Here is a 12790-nt window from a genome sequence, read left to right as displayed (position 1 = left end):
GTAGAATCCGGTTGCTTTACCATATGGATTTAATAGAGCGAAGGTTTGTACAAATTGGCACAATTGAACGATCTGCTGCCCTTCCCGTTAGTCCGGTTTCTCCCGCTTCACACGGTACCGGATATTCCCCGCTTCCACTTTCATTTGAATTTCTCCATTCCGATCGGTGCGGTATACGGCGATGCCGCGGTTCTCTAGCCTTTCGACGACTTGCGCGTGAGGATGGCCATAAACATTGCGTTCTCCGGCAGATATGACCGCAGATTTTGGTTTCCAGGCGTCAAGCCAAGCTTCGGTTGTCGACGTTTTGCTGCCGTGATGAGCCACTTTTAATACATCGATCGCAGGAAAATCGGCGGCGGGAGACCCCCCTGCCGGACTTGCAGACAGCGTTTCGGCAGGTTTGCCCCCATTGTTTATCGCTTCGGCTCCCGAGGCAAGCAGCTCCTGTTCGGCTGTTTTTTCCATATCGCCTGTGAACAGCCACTGCGTGCCGTCCATTTCCATCCGGAAAACGACGGACTTGTCGTTTTGGTTTTTTTCGATGCCAATGGATGGATCCGGCCGTCCTTGTGGATACAAAAAATGCAGCGTGGTCCGGTTGTCGAGCGGAAGCTGCTGACCGGCGTGAACGGCAATCAGCTTCACGTCTTTTTGCAGCGCAGTTTCGAACAGCTTTTCAACCATTTTGCCCGGCTTCAGCGTCCCGTTAAACAGCAGCGCCGTCACCGGAATCTCTTCCAGCACGGCCTGAAGTCCCCCGCAATGGTCGGCATCTTCATGGGTCATAATGACATAATCCAGCCGCTGCACGCCGCGTTGTTTAAGCAGCGGAACAAGCAGCTTGCGGCCCACCTCGTACGGATCGCTGCGCTCTTTCCACTCATCTCCCGGTTTACGGAACGTTACCGTACCGCCGCCGTCCACCAACACGCGCGCACTCGTAACCGGCGTGCGAATCAGAATACTGTCCCCTTGTCCGACATTAATAAATTGCACGTCGCCTCCTTGCCTCCAACGTTCCTGATCGTATTCGCCCCACAGCAGCATGATAAACGAAACGGCGGCAATGACCGGCACGGCCCATTGCAAGATCGGGTTACGGGCGCCCAGAACCGGTATAACATCGTTTTGCGATAAGGCCAAACTCCGCAGCAATCCCGACATGAGCAGCGTAAAAACGGTATAATAAAGCACAATCCACAGCAGGCTTGGCGTAGGCCATATCGTTTGCAGCCCATCCCATCCGCTGAGCCAGCCAACCACGATAAAGATGCCGTCGTTCAGCTTTCCCACCGCCCATCCGATCCAGCCTCCCCCCTGCTCCCAAACCGTTCCTATGAGCAGCGCCACCGTACCGGCAGGCATCACCGCCATGCTGAATACCGGAACAAGAAGCAGGTTGGCAAGCAGCGAAGCGAGCGACAACTGGTTAAAATAAAGGATCGACAGCGGAAAAGATACAAGCTGCGACATCACGGTGATAGATAACGCATCGCGCAGCGACGTCCGCCGAATCGGCAGCAGCCGGTTTAAAGCGGGAACTCCCAAAATCAGGCCGATGGTGACCAGAAAAGACAGCTGAAAGCTGACATCAAACAAATAATAAGGGTCCCACAGCAGCATCAGCAGCGCCGCCAGCATCACGGAATGAAGCCCGTCTTTTAACAAATGGCGATAGGCTGCGTAAAGTGCGATCATCCCCATAATACCGGCTCTCACGATGGAAGGCGAAGCCCCGGTCGCGAGAATGTACAAGGGCAGCAGCGCCATGCAAAAAAGCAGGCTTTTCTCCCGGGTCAAGCCGATTCTTCGCATGATCCATAAGCAGCAAGCTACATAAATCGCTACGTTTAGCCCGGAAATCGCCAGAATATGGGACAATCCCAATTTGGAAAACTGCCGGAATTGCTCGGGATCCATATCGTCGGTCAACCCGATCAGCATGCTTTTCATAAAACCGGATTGCGAGGCAGGGAACACCTTTTCCGCGGCTGAAGCAAGGTATGAACGAAAAGCGTCGTTCCAGCGCAGCACATGGATAAGACTCCATCCGCCCGGAGGCGTCACCTCCGCTTGGCCGCTTCCTTTTACCTGCAGCAGCCAATGAATCCGCTGTTTACGCAAATAATCGCGGTAGTCGAAGCCGCCGAAATTGGCGGCCTGCGGCGGCTTGCGCAGCGTACCCTGCAGTTGTATGGTATCGCCCCTCTGCCAGGAACCGGCAACCGCTTGTTCCGTTTTTTCAAGCAATTTCACGTTGACCTGATAACGTTCCTCACCGGCTTCCTCATCTGCGACCTGCCCGTCGCTGCGAATAAAACCTTTGAAAGTAAACGATGCTTTGTCCCCGTCTACTTCAACGGGGGAAATTATCGTGCCCTCAGCGGTTATTTCCCGTTCCGCCCATTCCGCAGGAACGCTAGTTATATTATGAAGTTCCGTCTCATGGAAGTAACCGGCCGCCGCCAATACCAAAAGGAGTGAACAAACGTAATAGACAAGCGGGTGCCGCAAACTCCACAATACGGTGATCAACAGTCCGCAGCCCAAGCTGACATATAAGTTCAGCCACGAAGCCGGAAACCAATATGCCGCCGCGTATCCGCATGTCCACAGCAAGCCGGCGGCGACAAGAGGTCTGTTCTGTAACATCGGACTCCCCCTTTGGTTGAATTAAGCAAGACAGCAAAAAACCTCAGCTAGCTTGCCGTCGGCAAACTGATGCTGAGGTTCTTCCTCTGCTTTATTTCATATTCCGTTTAGTTAGTCACTTCGGACAGCACTCCTGCCGGGGGCTCATAATCTGCCAAACAGCGGAATGTGATGTTTCTTTGATTCATTAACAAGCTCACTTTTTCGCTGTCCTTCGGATAAACCCGATGGTACACGATCTCCGTAATGCCGCTGTTGGCAAGCATATTGGCGCACGTCCAGCACGGCTGGTCGGTGACGTATACGGTAGAGCCTTCGCGGTCCTCGCGGTCGGTAAACAGCAGTAGGTTTTGCTCTGCATGAATGGTGCGGATGCAGCGCTGTTTTTTGACGACTTCTTCCTTGTCTTCCACTTGGACCAACTCGTATTCTTCCACGAGCATACAGCCCGCTTCGGAACAGTCGGGCACGCCCATCGGAGCTCCGTTATAAGCGGTTCCGAGCAACTTTTTACCCTGTACAAGAACCGCGCCAACGTGTCTGCGGCCGCATTGGGAGCGGGTAGACGCCATATATGCCATATCCAGAAAATACGTGTCCCAGTCTTTACGTGCAGTCATCGGACCGATTCCTTACTGTTGGCTGGCGCGAATCGCCTGATCCAGATCATAAATAATGTCGTCAATGCTTTCCGTTCCGACAGACAAACGAATCATCCCCGGAGTGACGCCTGTGGAAGCCAGTTCTTCGCCTTCCAATTGGCTGTGCGTCGTGCTTGCCGGATGAATAATCAGCGACTTGGAGTCGCCGACATTAGCCAGGTGAGAGAACAATTTCACATTGTTGATCACCTTTTTGCCTGCCTCGATGCCGCCTTTGATGCCAAATGTCAAAATAGCGCCTTGACCTTTCGGCATATATTTTTTCGACAGCTCGTAGGAGGGATGGCTTGGCAGACCAGGATAGCTGACCCACTCCACGGCTTCGTTGCGCTCCAAATATTCGGCAACCGCCTGCGTGTTGGAGCAGTGGCGCTCCATCCGCAAATGCAGCGTCTCCAGACCTTGCAGCAGCATAAACGAGTTGAACGGCGAAATTACCGCGCCCATGTCGCGCATTAATTGAACGCGCGCTTTAATGATATAAGCGATCGGTCCTACCGCATCGGTGTAGACGACGCCATGGTAGCTCGGATCCGGTTCGGTAAGGCCCGGGAACTTGCCGCTTGCTTTCCAGTCGAAAGTACCGCCGTCCACGATAACGCCGCCGATCGACGTGCCGTGGCCGCCGATAAATTTGGTGGCGGAGTGTACGACGATATCCGCGCCGTGCTCGATTGGGCGGCACAGGTACGGGCTTGGCAAGGTGTTGTCGATAATAAGCGGAATGCCGTTTTCATGGGCGATATCCGCAACGGCGCGAATGTCGAGCATGTCGCCTTTCGGATTGCCGACCGTTTCGGCGTATACGGCTTTTGTTTTTTCGTTAATCGCTTTGCGGAAGTTTTCCGGATCGCTTGGGTCAACGAATTTCACGTTGATGCCCAGCTTCGGCAGAGTCGTGCCAAGCAGGTTATATGTACCGCCGTACAGACTGGTGGACGAAACGATCTCGTCGCCGGCTCCGGCGATGTTCATAATAGCAAATGTGATTGCTGCTTGACCGGAAGCGGTTGCAAGCGCAGCAGGCGCACCTTCAAGAGCGGCGACTCTTTTCTCGAACACGTCTGAAGTCGGGTTCATCAGGCGCGTATAAATGTTGCCGAATTCTTTAAGCGCAAACAAATTAGCGGCATGATCCGAATCGCGGAAGCCGTAGGACGTAGTTTGATACAGCGGTACGGCGCGTGAGAATGTAGTAGGGTCGATTTCTTGCCCGGCATGTACAGCCAGTGTTTCAAAAGACAACTTGCGTTCTTCAGACATGTATGATTCCTCCAATAGGATAAATTAGTAGATTCCTGCTCCTATTCTCGCATATTTTGCCGGAAAACAAAAGATTCAAGGATCATTTTTACCGATTGTGATGCGTTCCTGCAGTTTTTCGTACATTTTCGGGCCGATTCCTTTCACTTTCGTAATCTCCTCCGCCGTTTGAAACGGTCCGTGCTGTTCCCGGTATGCGATGATTGCCTTGGCTTTGCTTGCCCCAATGCCCGGCAGCTCTTCCAATAACTTTTCCCCCGCCGTATTGATATCGATTTTTTTGGCGGCAACCGCTTCTTTTGCAGGTACGGTTTGTGCTGTCTTTGGCTCTGACCCCGCCTGACTCCCCTCCGCTTTCTGCTGGTTGTCCGGTTTCGCTTGTGGTATAGGGGCGCTTGCGGTCCCTTGGCGTTCCAGCATCGCCTTCATCTCCCCATTCAGCGTCCGCCAGCCGTCTTCCGCATCCCGAGCTGCAAAAAAAGCAGGGTAAAAGGTGACGGCTAAAACTGCGAGAAACAGCAGTACCGCGGCGGCGGCCCATTTGGTTTTACTCAAACTGAAAGTCATCGATTCCCTCCTCGCAAGCATGATAAAGCCCGAATATTTTAATAAGGCGAAACATATATATGAAAAAGCATTCCGCATAGCCAGTTTACGAACAGCTTTCCTGCGGAAAGCTCGGTATCGCTTACGAAGTCAGCTTTCCTACGGAAAGCTCTAGGAGGGATCGCTCTTGAAAGTAGGTTTCATAGGTACAGGCAGCATGGGGAGCATTCTAGTTGAGGCTTTTATTCAATCAGGGGCGCTCGATCCGGAACAGATTCTTGTCGTCAACAGAACGGTTAGCAAGGCCAAATGTCTTGCTGAAAGCTACCCGGGGATGACCGTCGCCCTCTCGCCCGCCGACATTATGAAAGAATGCGGCATTGTGTTTATATGCGTCAGACCGGGCGAATACAAAAATGTGCTCGATGAAGCCGGCTGCTATGCGACAGCGTCGCAAATCGTCGTTTCCATCACAAGCCCTGTGCTGATTCGTCATCTGGAATCGCAATTAGACTGCAAAATCGCCAAAATCATTCCAAGCATTACCAACTATGTATTAAGCGGCGCGGCGCTGTGCATGTACAGCGACCGTATGACGGCGGAAGACAAAGAAATGCTTGAAAACCTGCTTTCCCATATCAGCGCGCCCATCCGGGTGTCCGAAAAGTTCACGCGCATCAGCTCCGATATATCCAGCTGCGGACCGGCGTTTTTGGCTTTTTTTGTTGAATGTTTCATTCAAGCGGCCGCTGAAGAAACCGGCATTTCCGAAGAGGAAGCTACCGCGTTGGCAAGTGAAATGGTGCTGGGCACAGGCAAACTTCTGACAACCGGCGGACTCACCCCAAGCACGCTGAGAAAACGCGTAACCGTTCCCGGGGGAATCACCGAGGCTGCTTTGAATTTGCTTTCCACGGAGCTTAAGGGCGTGTTTAACAAGCTTATTCAGGCCACTCACGCCAAATACGCAGAGGACCTGGAAAAGGTGGAAGCCAAATTTGCGGCCCCTGAAACAGAATAATGTGCGGCCTGAGACTATTCTCGGTTGCCGCACATTTTCCTGATCTGTGTTATGAAATTATCCTACAACGATATTAACCAGCTTGCCTTTGACGGCAATCACTTTGCGGACTTGCCGGCCGGCAATCGTTTCTTTTACTTTATCCAGAGCCAAAGCCAATTCCTGCAGCGCCGCTTCATCGGCATCAGCCGCCACCGTTGCCCGGTCGGCGATCTTGCCGTTAACTTGAACTACGATTTCGACCTCGTTATCCACCGTCCAAGCTTCGTCATAAACCGGCCAAGCCTCGTAAGAAACAGTGCCTGTATGGCCTAACTTCTCCCACAACTCTTCTGCGATATGCGGAGCGATCGGCGACAGCATTTGCACGAAATGCTCCATCGCTTGTTTCGGCAATTTCTCCGTTTTATAAGCCTCATTGACAAAAATCATCAGTTGGCTGATCGCCGTGTTAAAGCGCAATGCTTCGTAATCCTCGGTAATTTTTTTGACCGAGCGGTGCCATGTCCGTTTGAACGTCTCGCTGCCAAACTGCTCGTCTGCGCTGATTCGATCGCTTAAACCGCCGTTCTCGCCAACAAACAATCTCCATATCCGGGCCAAAAAGCGGAATGTGCCTTCCACCCCGTTTACGTTCCAAGGTTTCGTCGCCTCCAGCGGGCCCATAAACATCTCATACATCCGCAATGTATCTGCGCCAAATTCACCTACGATATCGTCGGGGTTAATGACGTTGCCGCGCGATTTGCTCATTTTTTCATTGTTTTCGCCGAGAATCATACCTTGGTTAACCAGCTTTTGGAACGGCTCTTTGGTCGCTACGACGCCCAAGTCGTACAATACCTTGTGCCAGAAACGAGCGTACAGCAGATGCAGCACAGCATGCTCCGCGCCCCCGATGTACAAATCAACCGGCAGCCATTGCTGCTGCAGCTCGTGCGAGCACAGCTGCTCGTTGTTACGCGGGTCGATGAAGCGCAGGTAATACCAGCAGCTTCCCGCCCATTGCGGCATCGTGTTAGTTTCCCGGCGCGCTTTCATACCCGTTTCCGGATCGATTGTATTGACCCATTCCGTAACGTTGGCCAGCGGCGATTCGCCGGTGCCGGAAGGCTTGATTTCATCTACGTCCGGCAGCAGCAGCGGCAGCTGATCTTCCGGAACGGTTTTCATCGTGCCGTCTTCCAAGTGGAGAATCGGAATCGGCTCGCCCCAATAACGCTGGCGGCTGAACAGCCAGTCACGCAGGCGGTAGGTGACCTTGCCCTTGCCTTTGCCGTTTTCCTCCAGCCATTCAATCATGCGGGCGATCGCCTTCTCATTGGTTAATCCGTCGATCAGTCCGGAGTTTACGTGTTCTCCGTCCCCGGCATAAGCTTCCTTGGTGACATCCCCGCCGCGGACAACCTCGATAATCGGCAGATCGAACTGCTTAGCGAATTCCCAGTCGCGTTGGTCGTGTCCAGGTACCGCCATAATCGCCCCTGTGCCGTAACCGCCGAGCACATAATCGGCAATCCACACCGGGACCTTCGCGCCGTTCACCGGATTGATCGCATAAGCGCCAGTAAACACGCCGGTTTTATCTTTGGCCAGATCCGTGCGCTCCAAATCGCTCTTGCGCTCGGCTTTCTCTTGGTAATCCTTCACAGCCGCCTTTTGGCCTTCTGTTGCAATGCGCTCCACCAATTCATGCTCCGGCGCAAGCACGCAATACGTCGCGCCAAACAGCGTATCCGGACGAGTTGTAAACACCGTCAGCGACTCCGTATGTCCGTCAAGCGCAAATTGCACCTCGGCGCCCTTGGATTTGCCAATCCAGTTGCGCTGCATATCCTTGATGCTCTCCGACCAGTCCAGCTCCTCCAAATCCTCAAGCAAACGTTCGGCGTATTCGGTAATTTTCAGAATCCACTGCCGCATCGGCTTGCGGATGACCGGATGGTTGCCGCGTTCGCTTTTGCCGTCGATGACTTCTTCGTTCGCCAGCACCGTGCCCAAAGCAGGACACCAGTTCACCGGCACTTCGTCAACATAAGCCAGCCCTTTTTTATACAACTGGATAAAAATCCACTGCGTCCATTTGTAATACTCCGGATCGGTCGTGCTGATTTCCCGGTCCCAATCGTAAGAGAATCCTAACGATTTGATTTGCCGGCGGAAATTGTCGATGTTCTTGAACGTAATGTCTCGCGGATGCTCGCCGGTTTGCAGCGCATATTGCTCCGCAGGAAGGCCAAATGCATCCCAGCCCATCGGATGAAGCACGTTAAAACCTCTCAGCCGCTTATAGCGGGAAACGATATCCGTAGCCGTATATCCTTCCGGATGGCCTACATGAAGCCCTGCCCCCGAAGGATATGGAAACATATCCAGCGCGTAAAATTTCGGTTTCACTTTGTCGTCAAGCGTTTTGAACGTCTTATTCTCATCCCAATACTTCTGCCATTTCGGTTCTACGACCAGAGGGTTGTAGGTTTGCTGATCTTTGACTTCTTGTGCCATGTTCATTCACGTCCTTCATCATGTTTACAACTAAAAAACCTCCCGTCTCTAGCGTAATCGCTAGGGACGAGAGGTTTGGATTCCCGTGGTACCACCCTAGTTAACAAGAGCAGAGCATGCTTTGCTCCTGTTCACTCTAACCCCTTAACGCGGGGCAGCGAATCGGCTGTTCCGCACGACTGACGGCCGTAACCGTCGCGGAATTAACCTCTTGGCTCCAAGGCGAGTTCGCTTTTCGCATGACCGGCTTGCACCAACCGCCGACTCTCTGAACCATGCTTACGAGCTACTGTTCCTTCTCACAGCCTCTAACATATGTACTTTGAATTATATGCAAAAAAAACAACCTCTGTCAAGTAACCGCACAGAACTTGAGGTTACGGACCCGGCCGCAGATTAAACGGATGCCTCCCTGACCATACTGTGAATAAGAATCGGGAAAGGATCGGTGGCTCAACATGGCCGGAATTTTGAACGGCATTGCCCTGTCACTGCCGCTATGGGGAATCCTGTTGGCTGTGGTCAAACTTGTTTTAAAACTAATCTGAAGGCGAACTTAAGCTATCGCTTCACGGCGGCAAAAAACGCTCGCTGCGATTCATCATTGGGCGATGAAAACGTAAAGTCCGCGTACACATCCACCTCGGAAAAACCTGCGCCTTGCAGCGTTTGCTTCAGCCAATGCAGCGGATATGCCCGCTGTACGTGCTGCTCTTCAATACGCCGGAACTTGTCGCCGCCGGCGATTTCGTCCGCCCGGCCCGCTTGCGGCTCTTGAATAAATATCGTTAAGGCATGTTCGATCTCGCAGCGTGAAGCGTCGAAATCGCATGTCCAAATGTAAGCAATATCGTCATCGTTCAGCATAAAAGGCTGATTCTCAGCGTATGCGATCAGTTGCCCCGGCGTATGGACATCAAACAGAAACACGCCGCCCGGCTTTAGCGCGTCGTATGCCCGATGAATCGCAGCTTCCACTTCCTCTTCTTCCAGCAAATAGTTCAGACAATCGCAAAACGAGATGACCGCATCCACCTGCTCCGGAATCTCCCATTCCCGCATGTCCTGCTGCAGCCAAAATAACGAAGATTCGGCCGGCAAAACTTTCTCCGAACGAAGCAAATCGGCTTTTTGGGCGGCAATGGACAACATCTCTTCCGATAGATCGATACCGGTTACTTTCATGCCCAGCTCCGCCAGCCGCAATGAAATGGTGCCTGTCCCGCAACCCAAGTCGACAACCGTCGCGGGACGTCCGTATTTGCTCCAGCACTTTTGCGCGAACTCGACCCATTCCGGGTAAGGCATATCCTCCATCAGCCGGTCGTAATGAAATGCGAATTGTTCGTAGGCCACGTTGGAAGTTACCTCCACATATTTGATACCCAACACTATATCATCAAAGCGATTCGCTTCGCAAACTCATCGGATCAAACAAACGGATAAACAAACGGACGTAGTCCTTGTCAAATTGGGTGCCGGCGTTTTGGGTTAATTGCTCCATCGCCTCATTTACCGACAGCCCCTTATGATAGGGGCGTTTGGAAACCATGCTGTCAAAGGAGTCGATAATGGCGCAAATCCTTGCAAAAATGGGAATGGAATCCCCCCTTAAGCCGTAAGGATACCCTTTGCCATCCCACCGTTCATGATGATAGGTCACAATGCCGATGATGACCTCGTCAACAAATGACTTTTGATGAAGCAGCTTCGCCCCGATAATCGGATGCAGCCGCATTAGATCCCATTCGTGCGGCTCCAAAGCGCTAGGTTTTTGCAAAATTTCCAAAGGAACCCTTAGCTTTCCGACATCATGCAGCAAACAGCCGTTGACTAGCTGAAACGTTTCCCGCTGATTTAACTTGAGCTCGGCGGCGACCAATTTGGCCATTGAAGATACTCTGACGCTGTGGTCATAAGTATCGGAATCTTTTTCCATCAGCTGATACATTTCCTTTGTCGTTAAAACAAGCTGCATCAAAACATTCGGGGCCTCCCTCCGCAAATAAAAAATTACAAGTCTTGCCATCGTGTCGTACAATAACTGTTGTGCGACAAATGACGACCCAAATAAAGGAGGAAGCGCCTTGAGTACGCAAGAGCTGATTTCCGTCAGAATGGAAACACACCAAGAATCCTACACCGATGACCAAATCATAGAGATGTTTTTATCCATATGCAGCCGTTCCCAATATACTATCCGCAACTACAAACTTGCCATTGACCGGTTTCGCAAGTTTATCTCCTTCAAACCGCTGACAGCGGTAACATGGCAAGAAATCGAAGTCTATAAGATCGGATTGATGCGGGGGTTTTGCAGCCCTCAAAAAAAACCGCTGTCTTCGGCAACGGTTGCTAGTTTTATCGCTCCGCTGCGATCTTTGTACAGATGGGGCAGCGATCCGAATATCGGGCTTTTCTCATTAAACCCGACTTCATGCGTACGTCTGCCGGCCATTGCGATCAACAGCAAACATCACTATTTGACCAAAGAAGAAGTCGGCCGCCTATTAAACCACTTAAGAACTCAAAATTTACGCGATTATTTGATCGCCCTTACTTTTGTGCTGACCGGACTGCGAGTATCGGAGCTGGCCCGGATTGAATGGGATCACTTCATCAAAGATGCTTCGGGCAGTTCAATTTTGCTGCTCGTGCCGGACGGCAAAGGCGGAAAGCAGCGGACCATCAAGCTGCCTCAGCTGCTTTGGGAGCACTATCAAAAATACGCGCAAATGCAAAAATACAAAGGGGAAAATCAACGGTTGTTCGACTTGTCCGCGCGGCAAATCGAACGAATTATTCAAAAAGCGAGCATCCAGTGCAATCTGGGAAAAAACCTTACTCCCCATTGGCTTCGCCATACCAACGCCACACTCGCTTTATTAAATGGCGCCACGCTGCAGCAAGTTCAAGAGAACCTGGGCCACTCTCACATTAATACGACCCAAAGATATTTGCATACGGTGGAACAAATGAAAAAAGCGGCTCCCGACTTTGTACACGAGGGATTAAATGAGTATTTGTAACCACGGGGGAAAGCCAAAACACGCTGACTCCGTCATCGTGCTCATCATAAATTTTGTTGATTTAATAGTTCCTATGGACTATACTTTATTAAACAAGTTTGGTTAAATTACGCAGTAAAATTACGGAATTTGTCGCACAACAGTTATTGTGCGACATTTTTTATTTGTTTATACACATAAAAAAACAAGGGAATTTATACCACTTTGCTGGCACTAAAAAGAAAAAGCAGAGACAAAGCTGCCCCTGCTTACTGCTTTTGCTTCATATGCGTCCAACTGCCTTCTTGATAAACCAAATCTTCTTTCATCAGCTTGCCAAGCGCCCGCTTGAAAGCGGACTTGCTCATCTGGAAACGCTGCAGCACAACATCTGCCGGCGTTTCATCGGAATAAGGCATCGCCCCGTTCGGCCGCTCCTTTAAAAAGGCAAGCAGCTTTTCGGCGTCTTCGTCGCGTCCGATTTCCTTAGGCGGCCGCATCGATACATTGGCGCGTCCATCTTCGCGGATATGGACAATTCTAACTTTGACGCGTTCTCCGGCCCTGAGCAGCCGCATACGTTCCGACGAATGAAGAAATCCGATGACGCCAAAGCCGACCACTCCGCCGTCGATCAGAACAAAGGTCCCCATCTGCAGCGGCTTGTATACGGTCGCTTCAAACCATTTGTTTTTCCAGGTGACCGGAGCTTCAAAACATAAAGGCTGCAGCTCCTCTTCACCGGCCAATTTGGCGACCAGGCGCCCTTGACGGTCGTGGGCCAACACTGCAAATACACGATCGCCCACCTGCGGGCGAAGCTCCTTCAGCTCCGGCTGTTCGCGGAACGGCAGCAGCAGCTGCCGGCCAAGCCCCATCTCCAAAAAGGCGCCAAAACGCGGATGGATATCGGCAACCTCCAACAGCGCAATCTCGCCCAGCCGGATCAACGGCATTTTCATCGTTGCGGCCAAGCGGTCCTCCGTGTCGTAATACAAGTATACTTCAATATCGTCGCCAGGCTTAATCGTGCCGACGATTTCGCTGTAATGCAGCAGCACATCGCGCACGCCGTCCGTTAAGAAAAAGCCGTACGGCGATTTCTCCCGCGCCACCTTCAGTTTCATAAC

The 12790-nt window shown here is 51.8% G+C and carries 10 protein-coding genes and 1 other annotated feature; of the genes, 2 read left to right on the top strand and 8 right to left on the bottom strand.

The window, feature by feature from the left end:
- Positions 1-87 precede the first annotated feature (87 nt).
- From EYB31_RS23575 to EYB31_RS23560, 4 genes are all read right to left on the bottom strand, one after another.
- On the bottom strand, positions 88-2655 hold the full coding sequence (locus EYB31_RS23575) for a DNA internalization-related competence protein ComEC/Rec2 (RefSeq protein ID WP_131015868.1): 2568 nt from the start codon (positions 2653-2655) through the stop codon (positions 88-90).
- Between the two features lie 107 nt (positions 2656-2762).
- On the bottom strand, positions 2763-3275 hold the full coding sequence (locus EYB31_RS23570) for a deoxycytidylate deaminase (RefSeq protein ID WP_131015867.1): 513 nt from the start codon (positions 3273-3275) through the stop codon (positions 2763-2765).
- 12 nt (positions 3276-3287) lie between these two features.
- Positions 3288-4580 carry a homocysteine synthase gene (locus EYB31_RS23565; RefSeq protein WP_131015866.1) on the bottom strand — a complete coding sequence of 431 codons (1293 nt, stop codon included), beginning with the start codon at positions 4578-4580 and terminating at the stop codon, positions 3288-3290.
- A 75-nt stretch (positions 4581-4655) separates the two neighbouring features.
- Positions 4656-5147 (bottom strand): ComEA family DNA-binding protein, encoded by a 492-nt coding sequence (locus EYB31_RS23560; RefSeq protein WP_206105489.1) that lies wholly within the window; start codon positions 5145-5147, stop codon positions 4656-4658.
- Between the two features lie 166 nt (positions 5148-5313).
- On the opposite strand from EYB31_RS23560, the gene comER reads away from it, so the two are divergent.
- Positions 5314-6147 carry a late competence protein ComER gene (gene comER / locus EYB31_RS23555; RefSeq protein ID WP_131015864.1) on the top strand — a complete coding sequence of 278 codons (834 nt, stop codon included), beginning with the start codon at positions 5314-5316 and terminating at the stop codon, positions 6145-6147.
- Between the two features lie 57 nt (positions 6148-6204).
- Here the strand turns inward: comER and leuS are convergent, their stop codons facing one another.
- From leuS to EYB31_RS23540, 3 genes are all read right to left on the bottom strand, one after another.
- Positions 6205-8652, bottom strand: coding sequence for a leucine--tRNA ligase (gene leuS / locus EYB31_RS23550; RefSeq protein ID WP_131015863.1), 2448 nt, complete (start codon positions 8650-8652; stop codon positions 6205-6207).
- 59 nt (positions 8653-8711) lie between these two features.
- Positions 8712-8964 (bottom strand) — a binding site (T-box leader).
- A gap of 249 nt (positions 8965-9213) precedes the next feature.
- Positions 9214-10008 carry a class I SAM-dependent DNA methyltransferase gene (locus tag EYB31_RS23545; protein ID WP_131015862.1) on the bottom strand — a complete coding sequence of 265 codons (795 nt, stop codon included), beginning with the start codon at positions 10006-10008 and terminating at the stop codon, positions 9214-9216.
- 43 nt (positions 10009-10051) lie between these two features.
- Positions 10052-10630: an HD-GYP domain-containing protein gene (locus EYB31_RS23540; RefSeq protein ID WP_240762774.1), complete on the bottom strand. Its 579-nt coding sequence runs from the start codon at positions 10628-10630 to the stop codon at positions 10052-10054.
- Between the two features lie 109 nt (positions 10631-10739).
- On the opposite strand from EYB31_RS23540, the gene EYB31_RS23535 reads away from it, so the two are divergent.
- The gene (locus tag EYB31_RS23535; RefSeq protein ID WP_420819466.1) at positions 10740-11681 is read left to right on the top strand and encodes a tyrosine-type recombinase/integrase; all 942 of its coding nucleotides are present in this window, start codon (positions 10740-10742) and stop codon (positions 11679-11681) included.
- A 248-nt stretch (positions 11682-11929) separates the two neighbouring features.
- On the opposite strand, the gene EYB31_RS23530 is transcribed toward EYB31_RS23535, so the two are convergent.
- Positions 11930-12787 carry a CvfB family protein gene (locus EYB31_RS23530; RefSeq protein WP_131015861.1) on the bottom strand — a complete coding sequence of 286 codons (858 nt, stop codon included), beginning with the start codon at positions 12785-12787 and terminating at the stop codon, positions 11930-11932.
- Between the last annotated feature and the right edge of the window lie 3 nt (positions 12788-12790).

Source organism: Paenibacillus thalictri (assembly GCF_004307995.1).
Taxonomy (GTDB): domain Bacteria; phylum Bacillota; class Bacilli; order Paenibacillales; family NBRC-103111; genus Paenibacillus_AF; species Paenibacillus_AF thalictri.
This window is presented reverse-complemented; position numbering and strand designations above follow the sequence as displayed.